The following is a 16187-nucleotide window of genomic DNA, read 5'->3' as shown; positions in this document are numbered from 1 at the left end:
ACCATTTCGATTCCGTTCGTGGCGGCCGTTCCCTGAGCGGGAGTTTTTGTATGTGATGCTTGATCACGACACGCCCTATTGATAATGATTCTCAATTTAGGTTATGATGGCGTTGTATCACGTTAGGGAGGATCTATCATGCACCGTATTGCGAGAATTGCGATTGCCGCACTTGCTTCTGTAGGAATGCTTGCGTCGGTTGCTGCGTGCGGAAGAGGCCAATTAACATCCGAAAAAAACGGAACCATCGAAGTGGTCGCTTCCGTGAATCAGTGGGGTACCGTGGCGAAAACCCTGGGCGGAGACAACGTCAACGTAACCAGCATCATCAATTCCACTAATGTGGATGCGCATGATTATGAGCCGACAACGTCGGATATTGCCAAACTGCAGAAAGCGCAAGTCATCATCGTCAATGGAGCCGGATACGACGCGTGGGCGGTCAAAGCGGCGCAATCCGCCAAAGCCACTGTCGTCAATGCCGCTGAAGTCGGTGGTGTGAAGGATGGAGACAATCCGCATGTATGGTTCTCCGCCGACGTGCGCAAAGCCATGGCGCAAGCGATCACCGACGCCTATGCGAAGGCCGATTCCGCAAAAAAGAGCGATTTCGACAAGCTGAACGATCAATGGATGACGGAGGAAGGTAACGTCGAAGGCAAAATCGCCGAAGTGAAACAGAAATCGGATGGATTGGCGTACGCGGCAACGGAATCCGTGGCAAGCTATCTGGCGGAAGACATGGGTCTGGCCGACGCAACGCCAAGTGGGTACGCGCAAGCCACCGCGAACGAAAGCGAGCCGACACCAACGGATATCAAACAGTTCACCGACGCATTGAAATCAGGTGAAATCAAGCTTTTGGTCGTCAATACTCAGGAGGAAAGCGAGCTGACGGGCAAAATCACGAATGCCGCGAAATCCGCAAACGTGCCAATGGTTAATCTGACCGAGCAAATGCCGGAACAATATGATTCCTTGACGGCCTGGATGGAAAGTCTGGTTGACGCCTTCTCGAAAGCCATCGCATAAGACGGTTCACTAAAAAGCAGTACGAAAACAAGCGATACAACAATAGGGGCGACTCCGCAGCGAAAGCGGAATCGCCCCTATCGTATTTTCAAATCAGTTGTTTAAATACCGATTTGAGCTGGCGTTCGAAACTACAGGATCGCGGTGATGACGAAGTCCAGAATGAACAGCAGCGACACGATCCAGATCACCGGATGCACTTCCTTGGCCTTGCCCTTGCAGGTCTTGATCAGGCAGTAGGTGATGAAGCCGCCGGCGATGCCGTAGGAGATGGAGTAGCTGAACGCCATGAACACGGAGGCGAAGAACGCCGGGACGGCCTCGGAGATATCGCTCCAGTCGATTTCCTTCAGCGAGGATGCCATCATGCAACCCACCACCACGAGCACGCCTGCGGTTGCGGCGGATGGAATGGCGGAGATGACCGGGGAGAGGAAGGCCGACAGGGCGAAGCAGATGGCCACGATCACGGAGGTCAGGCCGGTGCGGCCGCCGGCTGCGATACCTGCGGAGGATTCCACATACGTGGTGGTGTTGGAGGTGCCGCAGATGGCGCCGATGGAAGTTGCGATCGAATCGGCGAACAGCGCCTTGTCCATCTTGGAGGAGAAGCCGGAACCATTTTCGAGGGCTTCCTCGTCTTCCGCGGAGAAGATGCCGGTGCGGCGGCCGGTGCCGATGAACGTGCCGATGGTGTCGAAGGTGTCAGACATGGAGAATGCGAAGATCGTCAGCAGAATGATCGGCAGCTTCGACACGTCGGAGAACAGAGCGGGGAAGCCCTCGGCGCTGAAGATCGCACCAAAAGTCTGCGGCAGCTGGGCGAAGGTGTCGCCGATGGAGATGGAGTTGGCCATGGTGGTCTGACCCATCGGAATGCCGACGATGGCGGTGACCGCGATGGCGATCAGCATGCCGCCGCGCACCTTGAGCACGGTGAGAATGATGGCGAGGAACAAGCCGATGATGAACAGCCAGATGGTCGGATTGTTCATGACAGCAAGGCCCGGGGTCGCCTGCACGGTGTCGCCGTTCTTGGCGTCGGCCTTGGTGGTGAAGGTGAAGAAGCCGACGTTCAGGAAGCCGACATAGGCCACGAACAGGCCGATGCCGCCGCCGATGGCGTTCTGCAGCACTTCCGGAATGGCCTGGATGATGATCTTACGAATCTTGGTGACGGTGATCAGAATGTTGATCAGGCCGCACAGGAACACCATGCACAGGGTCTGCTGCCAGGTGAAGCCGAGACCGAAGCAAACGGTGTAGGTGAAGAACGCGTTGAGGCCCATGCCGGCGGCCTGAGCGTACGGAACGTTGGCGAACAGGCCCATGACGAGCGTGCCCGCAATGGCTGCGATGATGGTTGCGAGGAACACGCCACCCCACGGCATACCGGTCTGCGACAGGATCTGCGGGTTGACGATGATGATATATGACATTGCGAAGAACGTGGTCAGACCGGCCATGACCTCAGTGGACACGGTGGTGCCGTTCTCCTTCAGATGGAAGAATTTTTCCATTTTCTCTATCTCTATCTCTTGGGTTGGTAGGAACGTTCCGGCTGGTGCGCGGCGCGTTCCGGCGAGAATTGCGACTCGCCTCATGGAATCGTGGGATTCCAAACAAGGCCTAACCGTAACACCTGAGTAAGTCATGAGGATTCGTGAAGTGCGACACGCCCGAATGATCGTAAGTCCAAGCATGGCCGTAGGTTATTCATCTGTAAACCACAGACCGTTGGTTGGGGCGCATAAGCGCTCACGAAGTTTGGTTCGCCAAGCCAACGCAGGTTGAAGAACATACGCCCACCAAGGGCTTTCCGCTTAGCGGTCGAATGTTGCTCTGCCTGCGTGCAGGGCTTTTTTATTGCCCGGCGAAACGTTCCTGCTTCACAGTCAATGGTTGACTAAGGAAGGAACGCCATGAAGAGGCCCGAAAAGGAAGCGGTGGTCGCCCAGCTTACGGATAAGTTCCGTGAAGCTGACGCTATCTACCTGACCGAGTACCGCGGGCTTACCGTTCCGCAGATCTCTGAACTGCGCGAAAAGCTAGGCCGCGATACTTCCTACACTGTGGCTAAGAACACGCTGGTCCGCATCGCAGCCAAGGAAGCTGGCATCGAAGGTCTCGATGAGATCCTCGCCGGCCCGACCGCTGTAACCTTCGTGAAGGGTGACTTCATCGAAGCTGCGAAGACCCTGCGTGACTTCGCCAAGACCAATAAGGCACTGATCATCAAGGGCGGCTTTGCTGATGGCACCGTCTACGATGCTGAAGGCGCCAAGAAGCTGGCAGACCTCAAGTCTCGCCCGCAGCTGCTCGCCGAGTTCGCCGGCGACATCAAGGCTACGATGTCCAAGGCCGCGTACCTGTTCAACGCTCTGCCGACCAAGGCTGTGCGTACGATCGATGCGCTCCGCGAGAAGCAGGAAAAGGCCGCCTGATTTCATTGCGGTTAGCCGCGTGAATGATAGTGACCATAAAAGAAAAAATAATTGTTTTAGGTGGCGGTCACCTCTTCAATCAAACCGTCGCCAAGAATGAAAGGAAGCCATTATGGCTAAGTACACCAACGATGAGCTGCTCGAAGCTTTCGGTGAGATGACCCTGGTTGAGCTCTCCGAGTTCGTCAAGGCTTTCGAAGAGAAGTTCGACGTCGAGGCTGCCGCTCCGGCTGCTGTCGCCGTTGCCGCTCCGGGCGCTGCTGCTCCGGCTGAGGAAGAGAAGGACGAGTTCGACGTCATCCTCTCCGCCGTTGGCGACAAGAAGATCCAGGTCATCAAGGCCGTCCGCGCTATCACCTCCCTGGGTCTGGCTGAGGCCAAGGCTCTGGTCGACGGCGCTCCGAAGGCTGTCCTGGAGAAGGCCAAGAAGGAAGACGCTGAGAAGGCTAAGTCCCAGCTCGAAGAAGCCGGCGCTACCGTCGAGCTCAAGTGATTCGCGCGGCTTGAAGCCGCATATCACGATTTTGAGTAGAAACCCCGTTCGCCACAAGGCGGCGGGGTTTCCGCATATTCACGGGATTTTCTTTCGCTGACAATCCAATAAAACCCGATTTGAGCGTGAACGCTTCCATATCGTGCCATACAATGGGGGAAATAGGCGAAAGTTGTCAATTAATCGCGTCATAATCCCGAAATACGTGGCAAGGCATGACACAATGGCAAAGAGTGTTGTGTGTGAAAGGAAGGCCGACAACGGTGAGCGAAGATCAACGAACGGCGCAGCAGTGGACCGTCAAGGTTGATGGAACCGAACTCAAGAAGCTGGGCAGCGGCGAAAGCGTGGAAATCGGCCGCAAGCCGTTACGCCCTCTGGTGGATGATGGATTCGCGCGCCTCGACATTATGGATGCAAACAAATCCATGTCGAAACGGCATGCCATTTTTTCAGTCGATGCGCAGGGCAATGCTTCCGTGCGTGATCTCAAGTCGACCAATGGTTCGTTCGTGGTGGCCGATAATGGTCAATTGATGCGTCTGCCGGCGGATGAAGATTTCAGACTGCCGTTCGCGCCGATGACGCTGCAGTTCGGCGACGTGCGCGTCACCTTCGAGCACGGCAGCGAGCACGCCGTTCCCGAAACCGAAAACAATGCGTCCGCTCCGGTCTCCAACCTGTTCTCCTACGCGGTGTCCGACGAAGTGCCGCAGGAGCCTGATGCGGCGGATATGTCAGTCGATGATATTCTCAACCTGCGTGCCGGCGAGCCGACCGCATTGTTCAACGCGCGTAATGTTGCCAATCGCGTCAATTTCATGCAACGTGCCGAGCATCAGTCTTTTGCTCCCGTACGTTCCAACGAGCCAGATTATGGAGATCTGCCATCCGTTTCGCTGGTGCAGCATAACGTGGTCGCAGACAATACTCCGCGCGACCTGTTCGCGGATGCCGTGGCGGAACAGCATGCCGCGGAAGAGGCCGCCAAGAAGAACGCTGCGGAAAACGAAAATGAAGCGAATCAGCCGGAATTCGTGCAGGAAACCGCATTGCCGACTCGAACCGCAACAGGCAACGAAACCGAGCATGACACGATTCCCGTGAGCAAGCTGTTCAGCGCGCGTCCAAGCAAGCCGATTATCGTGGCGTTGCCGGCTGAAGAAAACAATATGCCGGAACATATGCCAGAACAACAGACGGAGACATCGCACGAGCAGTCCAACGACGAAATAGTGGAACAGGCTGCCACGGTTGCGCAACAGACAAACGAAACTCCAAGCCAGGAGGAAACAGCGCCGCAGCAGGCCGATGATGAGCGTTTCAGACCACATGCTGCACAATCGCAGGTTGCGGATGAACCGTCGCCGGACGAAACCAGCGTGTTCAAGCCCACTTTCGAACCCGGATCAGTGTTCGACCGTGTTTCCAAGGGCGAGCTCGCCAAGCAGGAGCAGACCATCGAAGTTGACGGGATGACTTCGGACGATGCCAAGCGCACCGACGATTTCACCGTGCAGTTCGAGATGGCGCGTCATCCGGAACTGCTGCCATTCCTTGCCATGAACCCGTCGCTGTATGACGATCTGTATGCATGGCTGGGCGCATTGGGTAATACAGACATCGACGCGGCCCTGTCACATAATCCGGGGTATGCGGAATACCGTAAAGCGGTAGGGAAGTGAGCCAACACATGAGCGAAAGCAATGAGAACGTCACTGAGCTGGATCGTATTCGTGGGTGGCGTGAGAAGTACCGTCTTGGCCTATCGCCGTCGCCGCTTGAGGATGTGACGCAGCTGAGCGCCCAGCTTGATATGACGCACGCGCACCCGTCCGGCATCGCACAGCTGTTCGCCAGCGGGCATGTTCAGCTCAATTCCTTGTTCCGTGACAACGGCATGTTGCGCGCCGCTGGCCGTCGCGTGGAACGTGTGCTTGACGACCGTGAGGCGAAAAGCCGCGTCAGCGGCGTGGGTGAATTGTCTTTGGTAGTCGGCGTGGCCATCTGGAAGGGCAATCAGATGCCGGTGCTCATGTACCCGGTCGAAGTGCGCAAAGAAGGCCGTAATATCGAAAACGGCACGGTGATCGCATTCACAGGGCGTGTGCGTCTGAACGCGGCTTTCGCGGCCGTGCTGCGTGAGAACAACGTCGTATTGGATGAGGCCAAGCTGTTTGACGGTTCGAACTATGAGAGCGGCACGCCAGAGACGTCCGCGGTGTTCGCGGCCATTACGGATCGTGCGGCCAACGCGTTCCCCGATTTCGAGATTGAACGGCACATTATTCTCGGGTGCTTTATGGATCCGGCGTCGCAGATGCTGGTGGAAAGCCAGAAGATCATCGATCAGTTGGCTCAAGGCCCGACTGGCAATACCGCTTTGGACGCTTTGGCTGGAGACAGGGCCGCCGCGGAAGCATTGGAGGGGGCTGAGATTCCGGAATACAGTCCGTTCGATGCTGATCCGCATGGCGAGTATGAGGTCGGCGATATCGACAATACCGTCCGATACGCTTCGCAGCTTGCGTCCGCGGGCCATTCGCTGTTTGTGGATAGCCCGATTGCCAACAATACCGCCGAGCAGGCTGCCGCGATCGCGTCCCGTTGCGTGATGAACGGACGTTCCGTGCTTTATGTGCCGTGCGTGACCGATCAGAAACGTCGATTTGTGCAGTCCGTTGCCGCGAATGAGATGAGCGGACAGTTGTTGGATATCGCCGATGATGGTGCCAATGCGGCGATTGATCGTCAGTTGATTGCCGCGGTCGGCTTCCAATCGGGTGTTGCTTCGTCCCGTTTTGATCAGATTGCCGATGAATTGGTTGGTGTGCGCTCCCGTTTGACCCGTTATCTGGGTGATCTTCACGGCGTGAGCCCGGAGTGGGGCGTATCCGCCTACCAGACGATTCAGAATCTCGCGCAGATCGCGGCGCTACCCACCCATCCGACCACGCACGTGCGTTTGAGCAAGCAGACCGCGCATTCCATTGCAGACAAGATCGAGGATTGGGCTGCGAAACTGCAGCGTGCGGGTGAACTTGGCGAATACACCATCACGGAGAACGATACCGCATGGTACAAGGCTTCGCTGTATTCCGAAGAGGAAGCGGTGAGCGCATACCAGCGTGTGGTCGAACTGTTGCGCAAGGTGCTGCCCGCCACCCGTGAGCAGGTGGCCAGCACGGTGCAGACCTGCGGATTCCCGATTCCAACGACCGCGCAGGAGTGGGGCCGTCAGGTCATGGTGCTGAAGAACCTGCGACGAGTGCTTGACGTATTCCAGCCGGAAATCTTCGAACGTGACATCGCATCCATGATCGAGGCGACCAAGCCGAAGGCCGAACGCAAGGCCGAAGGCAGTTCCATGGGATTCTGGGAGCGTCGCCGCCACATCAAGGAAGCCAAGGGCATGCTGCGCGTCGGCGCGCAGGTGGAGAACCTGCACGAGGCGTTGCTTGTGGTATCCAAGCAGGCCGATCAGTGGCATATGTTCGTGCCTCATGGCGGTTGGCCAGTACTGCCCGCCAAGCTGGACGATATCATCGAAACGCAAGAGAATCTCAATCGTGACATGACCGCGTTGAATGCGGTGCTTGCCACAACCCCGCAGGGAGGCAATCTCGAAACCGTTGATTTCAACCAGGTCGAAGAGCGTTTGAAGGCCCTGTATGACGACAAGCAGGCGCTCGACAATCTGCCGGAGCGCGCTCGCTTGGAACGTGACTTCCACTCGGTCGGTCTTGACGAGCTGGTTGAGGATCTGAACAATCGTGGTATTCCCAACGATGCCGTTGCAGGAGAACTGCAGTTGGCATGGTGGACCACGGCGTTCGAGGATATTGTGAAATCCTCCGCCATCATCTCCAACCAAGATGGTTCGGCATTGCAGAGCGCTGCGGAACGCTTTGCCCAAGTCGACGTGGAGCACGTGCGTTCGGTCGGGCCGATGGTGGCGCAGGAATCCATGCGTCGCCTATGCGACATGCTGTTCTCGCGTACGCAGGAAGCCAATCTGCTGCATACCATGCTTGCCGGCTCCCGTAATGTTTCGTTGAATCGCCTACACAAGGAGCATCCGCAGATTCTCGCAGCGGCGAAACCGATTCTTGTTGCGACGCCCGCCACGCTGGCGGCGATTACCGATCCGGCGCCGTTGGCTGACGTCGTCATCATCGATGCGGCCTCGCATATCCAGTCCATCGAATTGCTGAGCATCATTAGCCGTGCCAAGCAGGTGGTGGTGATCGCACATCGTGAAACGGTCACATCCGATGGTCTGAAGCGTCTTATTGCGCTGCTGCCGAGCGTGAAAATCGCCAATCGTCCTGTTCGACGCGCTCCGAAACTCAATGCGTTCCTGGAATCGGAAGGCTACGGTTCCGTACCTTTCGACGTGGCAAAAGAAGGCGCACAAGGCGAGATCGCCTACCATTTCGTGGCTGACGCCAACGGTGTGCCGGTCATCACTTCGGGGCTGGTGGAAAGCAGCCAGCAGGAGATCGACGAGGTAATCAGGCTGATCACCAAGCGTGCCGCCGGTTTTACCATTGTGCCCGCATCATACATGCTTACAGTGGTGACGCTTACGCATACGTTCCGCACCCGACTGGGGGCAGAGCTCAAGGCCATCGCCAACAAGAACAAGGCCATGGGCATGTTCCTTCGCCATGTGCGCATCGTGGACATTTCCGACGTGGCCGGTGCGCATGCCACTGACGCGATTCTTGCGATGTGCTATGCGAAAACCTCCCATGGGCGACTGCTGCAGCAGTTCGGAGCGTTGGAATCCGAAGGCGGGCGAGGCATGTTGTTGGACGCATTGGCCGTGCCGGACCGCCATCTTGACATCGTGTCCGCGTTCTCGTCGTCCGACATGGACGACGAACGTCTGCACCAGGCCGGTCCGAAGATGCTGAAGACCGTGCTTCGTTGGGCGGAGCAGCTTGATGACAGCGTGGTGCGTCCCGCCGTCAAGATGACCGGCTCGAACGTGCTTCTCAACGATCTTGCCGATCGCATTCGAGCCCGTGGACTGAATGTGGCCGTCGATTATGGTTTCGACAATGGATCCAAGCTGCCGCTAGTGGTCGGTCTGAACGACAAGCCGTTCGCGTTGGCGGTGCTCACCGACGACGCGCAATTCATGGGATTGCAGTCCACCAGGGAACGTCACCGCGTGCTTTTGCAGAACATCGAATCGCTTGGCTGGTCCGTTATGACCGTGTGGAGCGTCGGCGCGTTCGTGAATCCAGACAAGGAAGTGGACCGCATCGTGGCACGCTTGAGCGACCTGTATCAGGAGGTCAGATGATCGTCCAGATGAGCGTCGACGAGCATTCTCCGCAGGAGTCTTCCCAGGAAACCGACCAGTCTGCCGTTCGCGTGGTGTCCGGCTATTGCGCCACTCGCCGAACGGCACGCAAGCACAAGCGTGTGGTCCGCCAGGGCACGGAGCTGTTCGATGCGGACGGCGTTAAGCTCGAACCGTCCGATGTGCTCACCGAACGTCAGCGCAATGCGGACGACGACAAGCGTATTCTGGGCGAATTGCCGCCGCATTGGGGCGTGTTCTCCGAGCGGGGACACTGACATTCGCCTGGGATTCGCCTCGCTGTCATCACGAACTGACGATGGCGATAATCGCGCTGTATTCTTGGGCCTGCAGAACGGTCGCCGCTTCATGAGGAGGCATGGCAAACACCGCAAGGGTGTTGCCGTCCGCATCGCGCGAGGGTTTTGCGGTCAGGATCGCGCCCGAGCATAGTTCGCGCAATGTCACGGCATCCGTATCCGGTGATGTTTCCGGTGTCGCCTCGCCGAATATCGTGGCGCTGGAAAGCGTCACGATATCGCCAAGCGACAGATTGTCGGCGGAACTCGCCAATCGCACTTCGATCGCCGTGTATCCTTCGGGAACAACGGGAGAGGCACGCGCCATGGTCGACGTGACGATGCCGCCTTCCGCAACGTCCACTTGGGCGATTAGCCCGACGGCATCGTCGCAATCCTGGAAAACGTTACGTAAGGCCTCGTCATACGGAAGATCGCGCAATGCGAGCGAATCCGCGGTAATCACGCTGCCTTTCGCAATGGTCTGCGCGGCGATGACAACCGGTTGCGTGGAAATCGTCAATCGCACGCACTGCAGGGCTGCGAACATGGCAAGTCCGGCACAGACCGCGGCGAGCAGCCGGTGCAATCGCGCGTTCCTTCGTCGCCGATAGGGCGCAGTCCGCGTGCCGTCGGTCGTTCGCCTGCCATCCGTGCCCTGCAGACGTTGCAACAAATCATGGAAAAAGGTCACCATGCATGCATGATGACCTTACGAATAGTTGTTGCGCAAGCCGGATCAAGGGTTGTGGTCGGAGGATGTGAGTTATCCACAGGCTTCGGCATGTCGCCTTGTTTTCCAAGGGGTTGAGCTTGTTTGAATTATGTGATTGAGCTCACTTGGATTTATCGGTGCGGTAGAAACCAGATCCCTTGAATTCGATTGGCGGCGCGGAATACACCTTATGGACCTGTTCCTCGCCACATTCGGGGCAGATGGTGATCGGATCGTCGGTGAACGACTGCTGCTCGGTGAAATCGTAGTTGCAGTTCTTGCAACGGTAATGATAAGTAGGCAAAGTATCCTCGCTTCAACCAGATTCTCAAATTTCTTAACGGGACATATCCTAGTACGCTCCCTGAGACGGCCGCATGAACGTCTTATTCACGAATGGTTTATTGGCGAACCTCCGTGAATCCATTCGGCGTAAGTACTCCGTTGACGGGAATGTCGTGCGCCTCATGCGGCACTGGCTCGTCGGTCGGCTCCCAAGGCCAGCAGACCGCCACCACGCGCGCTCCGATTGCACGGTATTCAAGCGCCCGGTCGTACCATCCTCCGCCGCGCCCCAAACGGAATCCCTCATGATCGACGGCAAAAGCGGGAACGATGATCAGTCCAGCGTCTTTCAACGCTTCGGGCCCACATGCGCTGTTGCTGGGTTCCTGCGGACGATGCGTGTTGATGGAGCCGTCGCTGTTGGTCTGATCGTGCAGATCGTGGATGCTGTCAAGCTCGCTCCAACCAATATCCGTGCCTTTTCCAAGCCGTGGAACGAGTATGCGGCAGTTCGAATCGAAAAGCGTCTGCAGCATCGGTGTCATCGACATTTCGCTGCCCATGGATGCGAATGCGGCCACCGTGGTGAATGAATGGATGAGATTCGCCTGCCGTGCCTGTTCGGCCAGTTTTCTGCCGGCTTCCAGCCGTTCCTCAGGGTTCGTCCGTTTTCTTCTTGCGATTGCGGTCTTGCGCCATTGCCTTTTCAGCTCGCGTTGTGCTAAGGCTTCGTCACGCGTGCCGTCGCCTGCGACATCGGTTTGCATATTCGGGGTCATATCGCATGTTCTACCACGGGATGGTTGCGCGAAAACGAAAATGTTATGCGCATGGCAGAATGAAGGCGTGACGATTTTGCAATCTTTGCGCGGCATGATGCGTTCGGAATCCAATACCATCGATGTTCCGCGTTTCATCCAATCGCATGGGCTTCACGTTCCCATAATTCTGCGGCCGCTGACCTTCGACGACTGCGATGAATGGAACGACGTCCGTTGGCGTAATGACGACTGGCTGAAGCCGTGGGAATCCGGAGACCCGTTGCATGGCGCGTCGATGTCGTTCAATGAGTGGGTGCGCGCGATGCGGCGCAACGAGCGAAACGGTACCGGAGTGGTGTTCGCCATCGAGCATCATGGGCGTATCGTCGGCCAGATTTCGTTGGGAGCGATCTGCTATGGCGCCATGCGTACTGGCGTGGTCGGCTACTGGATCGACGAGCGTTGCGCAGGTCGTGGATATGCTCCTATGGCCGTCGCGTTGTTGGCTGATTGGGCGATGTTCGACCCCTCCGGACCGCAATTGCATCGTATGGAAATCGACCTGCTTCCCGAAAACGAGCGTTCCCGCAAGGTCGCGCTCAAGGTGGGAGCATGTTATGAGGGTGTGCGCAAATCGTACATGTTCGTCAACGGGCAATGGCGTGATCATGAATCGTATGCGCTGCTGCCGGAGTGCGCACCAAACGGTTTCACCGCACGGTTGATGGGCGAGTGAGTCGTTGGAGAGGTTCGACACGCACTTTCGACGAACATGTTCGAGACACGCGGGGGCGTGTGCCCCGGAGAATGTCGGAATGTCTCCTATTCTTGTGAGTTATGGGTTATGAATCGTTAAGCACGGTTGTGGTGCTTGCGATTGTGATTATTCTCATGGCTTTCTGGCTGCCCAAACGGACGGTCAAAGGCATGAAGCGGGTAATCGAGCACCGAGAGGACCGCTTTTCGCCGTCGCTGCATCTGGTGGATGCCGACAGTGGAACGCGATTCTCCGATGAGACCGCCGCAAAGGCGAAAGGGGCAATAATGCAGTCCAACGAGACGCATGAGGGCAAGCTGACCGACGAAAGGATTGCGCATGTCCGTGCCCTTCGTCGTGCCGCGATCCGCAGAAGGCGGATTATTGTTGTCTCGATGCTGGTGATCACAATCGCCGTGTTGGTGTGCGCGTTTGTGTTGCATTTCAGTCCGTCGTTCGCTTTGATTCCCGCCGCGTTGCTTGCCGGAGTGCTCGCTTTGGGGGTGAGGGCCGCCAAGCAGGCCGCAGCGTGGGAGCACAAGGTCGCCAAGTATCGTTCCAAGATGAGGAAGCGGGCTATGGCGGAGCGCAAGCGTGCCCAGGAGGAGCAGGCGGAACGTGCTCGTTTGCAGGCGCAGGAGCTTGCTGAAATTCGTAGGATTGCCGAATCTCAAGTGCCGACCGATGTCATGCCGGAAGGTGAGATTCGTCAGGCGATCGATCGTGGCAAGGCCGACCGTGATGCCGCCGTAAGCAAGCGCAAGGAGGAATCCGAAGCGAAATCCGCTGCGGAACCGAACGTTGTGGATGCGCAGGTCGTGTCGGATAAGAAGAACGGTCTGTCCATCCACGATGAGCGTGATGAAATCGCCAAAGCCGAGGGCGCGGATGCATACGATACGGATTCGTCCGCCGTGGCCGGTGCGTCGCAGGATCTGATTTCGTTTTCGCTGGGCGCGCCGCGTAATGGCAATGATATCGCGCCAGCCGCTCCGGAAAGCATGGAGATCAAATCCACCCGTCAGGTGGCCAAGGCTGTGCCTCCGGCTGAGAGTGCGGTTTCCGACAATGTCGAGCCGTTGATTGTGCCTTCCGACGCGATGAGCAGCATGGATGCCGACGAGGCGGCCGCCCGCGTGGAGGCCGGCGTTCATCTGCAGGACGTGGATGCCGTGGGATTCCACGACTCCGAGGTCAGCGCCGACGTTGAGGCTCCCAGCGTCACCTCCGATTCCTTGGGTGTGGGTTTGGCGTCCATCATGGCCCGTCGTGGGGCGTGACGGAGGGAAGCGAACGCGCGAAACGCACGAAACGTGCAAACAAGCGTAAAGAACATCAGCCTGAAACCGTATGGTTTCAGGCTCTTTTCGTAGATTTAGCTCTCGGCGTTAGCACTCGAGTTGGCAGAGTGCTAATAATCGCGCTAGGATATGTTTCAGCGCGAAAGGACGACGCCGTAAGTGATCGTCAGCCTCTTGCAAGCGGGTCCCGGCGCGGTAAGTAACGATTTCTCTTAGAAAGAGGAGGTCCACAGTGTCGATCTCACTCACACCGTTGGAAGACAAGATCATCGTCAAGCAGGCGGAAGCCGAAACCCAGACCGCATCCGGTCTGTTCATTCCGGACAATGCCAAGGAGAAGCCGCAGCAGGGTGAAGTCCTGGCTGTTGGCCCGGGCCGTCGTAACGATGCCGGCGAGCGCATTCCGGTCGACGTCAAGGTCGGCGATAAGGTGCTGTACTCCAAGTATGGCGGCACCGAGGTGCACTATCAGGGTGAGGATTACCTGATCGTTTCCTCCCGCGATATTCTGGCCATTCTCGGCTGAGCATAGCGCGTAGCTGTTTGAAGACCCCGTCACCGCAACGATTGGTGAACAATCGTTGCGGTGACGGGGTCTTTTTTACCTTCAAGCACTCGAAGTTTCTGCAATGGGATGCGTGTCGGCCGTCCAGGTGTGCAAGGTGTGCGATTGTCTGCGCAATGGCGATTGCGATATCGACGATGATTCTGCGCATCGCATGCCTCGAAGGTTGCGTTTGACGCTGCGTGCGCTGTTCCCGACATCGCTGTTTAGTCGGTCCAGGGAGGAGGGCCGGAAGAAAAACTCATGATTTTTCCTTCCGGAAAGTTTTTTCGTGAGGATTTGTCCTGATTTGCGCACATATGCGGCTGATAGCTATGAAACGTTGGAATTCCAACGATTGCGAGCATTTCTGGTTTCCGCGACACGCCGTATTTGCGTTAATCGCATGGTCTGTGGCATACTAAACGGGTTGCCGGTTCGGGTTCAACCAAACAGGCAGCACGGCGGATTTCCCAAGCGGTCAAAGGGAACTGACTGTAAATCAGTCGCCTCGTGCTTCAGTGGTTCGAATCCACTATCCGCCACGCCTCGATAGCTCAGTGGTAGAGCACTTCCTTGGTAAGGAAGAGGTCGTGAGTCCGATTCTCACTCGAGGCTCTCATGGCGGGATAGCTCAGCTGGCTAGAGCGTACGACTCATAATCGTAAGGTCAAGAGTTCGAGTCTCTTTCTCGCTACAAAGGTCGACGGAACGTCGGCATAGCAACGAACCACAAGAGGTGAACTTAGATGGCAAGCAAGAGCGCCGACATTCGTCCGGGCATCACGCTGGCATGCACCGAGTGCAAGGAGCGTAACTACATCACGACGAAGAACCGCCGTAACACGCCGGATCGTCTTGAGCTGAAGAAGTTCTGCTCCCGCTGCGGCAAGCAGACCGTGCATCGCGAGACCCGCTGAACGAGTTCAAAGCTTTCAACCCGACCAATTGGTCGGGTTTTTTGTTTTTTCGAAACCCTCTTAGCACTTTTCCAACTGCCTTCCCCGCACGCTAAGCTAATCACCATGACCAATTTCGCAGATCTCACCACTATCGCCGTAGGCGGACCAATTGCATCCTTTATCGAACCGACCTCGCGTGTCGGCGTTATCGAAGCCGTCGAGGATGCCGACGTCAAAGGCTTGCCGTTGTGCGTGATCGGAGGCGGATCCAACATGCTCGTGGCCGACACGCCGTTCAATGGCGTCGTGGTGCGTGATGCGCGACGCGCCGTAAGTGTGCTTGATGAGGCAGCGCCTGCCGAAAACGACGAAAAAATCGTGCATGTCAACGCCGAAGCCGGCTGCAATTGGGATRATTTCGTTGACTACTGCGTCGGACTTGGCTTGGAAGGCGTGGAAGGACTTTCCGGAATTCCAGGCACCGTCGGCGCGTCGGTGGTGCAGAATATCGGCGCATACGGCCAGGAGGTCGCATCCAGCGTCGAAAGCGTGGAAGTCTGGGACCGCAAAGACAAGCAGATCAAAGAGCTCACCAATCAGGAACTGCATTTCGGGTACCGTATGAGTGCGCTCAAAGCCAGCATGTACAGCGCTCCGGCAACGCCTGCGGCCGACTTCTTCCCGACACCGCGCTACGTGGTGCTGTCCGTAACCTTCGCGCTGCATCACAGCGCAACCGGCGTGGTAGGCTACGGGCAGCTTGCCAAGGCATTGGGCGTGGAAGTGGGCGAACGCATGTCGACAACGGATATTCGTCACGCGGTATTGAAAGTACGTGCCTCCAAGGGCATGCTTGAGGATTCCCACCGTTACCTGACCGAGGCCATGCGCGGCACCAAAAAAAGCGAACTGGTCGCCATTGCCCATAATGCGCAACGCACACAGGCAGGCAATGACGAACCCGACTACAATCGCCATAGCTGCGGCAGCTTCTTCATGAATCCAATTCTGAGCGAAGAGCAGGCGGCCAGACTTCCCGAAGACGCGCCTCGATTCAGTGCGACCCTGCCGGATGGCACGTCAGGAGTCAAAACATCCGCAGCATGGCTTATCGATCATGCAGGCTTCCATAAAGGCTACAAAATCAGCGAAAACGCTACTGCGGGTCTGTCCACCATGCATACGCTGGCATTGACCAACCGAGGAGGAGCTTCGGCAGCCGACATCGTGAAACTTGCCAAAACCGTGCAGGATGGTGTCGAACAGACGTACGGCATCCGTCTCGTTCCGGAACCGGTCGTCATCGGCATGAGCCTCAAGTAAACGTAAGAACGAAGGGA

15 protein-coding genes and 3 tRNA genes are annotated in these 16187 nt (G+C 57.1%); 14 read left to right on the top strand and 4 right to left on the bottom strand.

Going from position 1 to position 16187, the window contains the following annotated elements:
* The first annotated feature begins 138 nt into the window (after positions 1-138).
* Positions 139-1032, top strand: coding sequence for a metal ABC transporter solute-binding protein, Zn/Mn family (locus CE168_RS02630; protein WP_099570985.1), 894 nt, complete (start codon positions 139-141; stop codon positions 1030-1032).
* 131 nt (positions 1033-1163) lie between these two features.
* Here the strand turns inward: CE168_RS02630 and CE168_RS02625 are convergent, their stop codons facing one another.
* Positions 1164-2552: an NCS2 family permease gene (locus CE168_RS02625; protein WP_099570984.1), complete on the bottom strand. Its 1389-nt coding sequence runs from the start codon at positions 2550-2552 to the stop codon at positions 1164-1166.
* Positions 2553-2954: 402 nt separating this feature from the next.
* Between CE168_RS02625 and rplJ the strand changes: the two genes are divergently transcribed.
* The 5 genes from rplJ (at position 2955) to CE168_RS02595 (ending at position 9561) form a co-directional block, all read left to right on the top strand.
* A complete protein-coding gene (gene rplJ, locus CE168_RS02615; protein WP_099570983.1) occupies positions 2955-3476 on the top strand; it encodes a 50S ribosomal protein L10 in 522 nt (173 codons plus the stop codon).
* Positions 3477-3588: 112 nt separating this feature from the next.
* Positions 3589-3969 carry a 50S ribosomal protein L7/L12 gene (rplL, locus tag CE168_RS02610; RefSeq protein WP_003836061.1) on the top strand — a complete coding sequence of 127 codons (381 nt, stop codon included), beginning with the start codon at positions 3589-3591 and terminating at the stop codon, positions 3967-3969.
* A 263-nt stretch (positions 3970-4232) separates the two neighbouring features.
* Entirely contained in the window at positions 4233-5654 is a 1422-nt protein-coding gene (locus CE168_RS02605; RefSeq protein ID WP_442861939.1) for an FHA domain-containing protein, read from the top strand.
* 8 nt (positions 5655-5662) lie between these two features.
* Entirely contained in the window at positions 5663-9283 is a 3621-nt protein-coding gene (locus CE168_RS02600) for a helicase (RefSeq protein ID WP_099570982.1), read from the top strand.
* A gap of 74 nt (positions 9284-9357) precedes the next feature.
* Positions 9358-9561, top strand: coding sequence for a hypothetical protein (locus CE168_RS02595; protein ID WP_180753364.1), 204 nt, complete (start codon positions 9358-9360; stop codon positions 9559-9561).
* Between the two features lie 28 nt (positions 9562-9589).
* On the opposite strand, the gene CE168_RS02590 is transcribed toward CE168_RS02595, so the two are convergent.
* From CE168_RS02590 to CE168_RS02580, 3 genes are all read right to left on the bottom strand, one after another.
* Positions 9590-10279 carry an SAF domain-containing protein gene (locus CE168_RS02590; RefSeq protein ID WP_099570981.1) on the bottom strand — a complete coding sequence of 230 codons (690 nt, stop codon included), beginning with the start codon at positions 10277-10279 and terminating at the stop codon, positions 9590-9592.
* Positions 10280-10418: 139 nt separating this feature from the next.
* Entirely contained in the window at positions 10419-10601 is a 183-nt protein-coding gene (locus CE168_RS02585) for an FmdB family zinc ribbon protein (RefSeq protein ID WP_099570980.1), read from the bottom strand.
* A 97-nt stretch (positions 10602-10698) separates the two neighbouring features.
* Positions 10699-11361, bottom strand: a complete 663-nt coding sequence (locus CE168_RS02580) for a 5-formyltetrahydrofolate cyclo-ligase (RefSeq protein ID WP_180753662.1) — start codon at positions 11359-11361, stop codon at positions 10699-10701.
* A 94-nt stretch (positions 11362-11455) separates the two neighbouring features.
* Between CE168_RS02580 and CE168_RS02575 the strand changes: the two genes are divergently transcribed.
* From CE168_RS02575 to CE168_RS02540, 8 genes are all read left to right on the top strand, one after another.
* Positions 11456-12079: a GNAT family N-acetyltransferase gene (locus CE168_RS02575; protein WP_099571171.1), complete on the top strand. Its 624-nt coding sequence runs from the start codon at positions 11456-11458 to the stop codon at positions 12077-12079.
* 101 nt (positions 12080-12180) lie between these two features.
* The gene (locus CE168_RS02570) at positions 12181-13380 is read left to right on the top strand and encodes a hypothetical protein (protein ID WP_099570979.1); all 1200 of its coding nucleotides are present in this window, start codon (positions 12181-12183) and stop codon (positions 13378-13380) included.
* Positions 13381-13633: 253 nt separating this feature from the next.
* Positions 13634-13927: a co-chaperone GroES gene (gene groES / locus CE168_RS02565; protein ID WP_099570978.1), complete on the top strand. Its 294-nt coding sequence runs from the start codon at positions 13634-13636 to the stop codon at positions 13925-13927.
* A 481-nt stretch (positions 13928-14408) separates the two neighbouring features.
* Positions 14409-14490 (top strand) — tRNA-Tyr (locus CE168_RS02560).
* Position 14491: 1 nt separating this feature from the next.
* Positions 14492-14563: transfer RNA gene (locus CE168_RS02555), tRNA-Thr, on the top strand.
* 5 nt (positions 14564-14568) lie between these two features.
* Positions 14569-14642 (top strand) — tRNA-Met (locus CE168_RS02550).
* 52 nt (positions 14643-14694) lie between these two features.
* Positions 14695-14865 (top strand): 50S ribosomal protein L33, encoded by a 171-nt coding sequence (gene rpmG, locus CE168_RS02545; RefSeq protein WP_003807891.1) that lies wholly within the window; start codon positions 14695-14697, stop codon positions 14863-14865.
* 105 nt (positions 14866-14970) lie between these two features.
* A complete protein-coding gene (locus CE168_RS02540; protein ID WP_099570977.1) occupies positions 14971-16170 on the top strand; it encodes an FAD-binding protein in 1200 nt (399 codons plus the stop codon).
* The last annotated feature ends 17 nt before the right edge of the window (positions 16171-16187 follow it).

The sequence above is a fragment of the Bifidobacterium sp. N5G01 genome (genome assembly GCF_002742425.1).
GTDB classification, from domain to species: Bacteria; Actinomycetota; Actinomycetes; order Actinomycetales; family Bifidobacteriaceae; genus Bifidobacterium; species Bifidobacterium hominis.
The sequence above is the reverse complement of the archived record's forward strand: the minus strand, read 5'-3'. Positions and strand labels throughout refer to the sequence as shown.

Coding starts and splice junctions, on each gene's coding strand:
- CE168_RS02630 (WP_099570985.1), top strand. CDS start 139: ATGCACCGTATTGCGAGAATTGCGATTGCCGCACTTGCTTCTGTAGGA.
- CE168_RS02625 (WP_099570984.1), bottom strand. CDS start 2,552: ATGGAAAAATTCTTCCATCTGAAGGAGAACGGCACCACCGTGTCCACT.
- rplJ (WP_099570983.1), top strand. CDS start 2,955: ATGAAGAGGCCCGAAAAGGAAGCGGTGGTCGCCCAGCTTACGGATAAG.
- rplL (WP_003836061.1), top strand. CDS start 3,589: ATGGCTAAGTACACCAACGATGAGCTGCTCGAAGCTTTCGGTGAGATG.
- CE168_RS02600 (WP_099570982.1), top strand. CDS start 5,663: ATGAGCGAAAGCAATGAGAACGTCACTGAGCTGGATCGTATTCGTGGG.
- CE168_RS02590 (WP_099570981.1), bottom strand. CDS start 10,279: ATGGTGACCTTTTTCCATGATTTGTTGCAACGTCTGCAGGGCACGGAT.
- CE168_RS02580 (WP_180753662.1), bottom strand. CDS start 11,361: ATGACCCCGAATATGCAAACCGATGTCGCAGGCGACGGCACGCGTGAC.
- CE168_RS02575 (WP_099571171.1), top strand. CDS start 11,456: ATGATGCGTTCGGAATCCAATACCATCGATGTTCCGCGTTTCATCCAA.
- CE168_RS02570 (WP_099570979.1), top strand. CDS start 12,181: ATGGGTTATGAATCGTTAAGCACGGTTGTGGTGCTTGCGATTGTGATT.
- rpmG (WP_003807891.1), top strand. CDS start 14,695: ATGGCAAGCAAGAGCGCCGACATTCGTCCGGGCATCACGCTGGCATGC.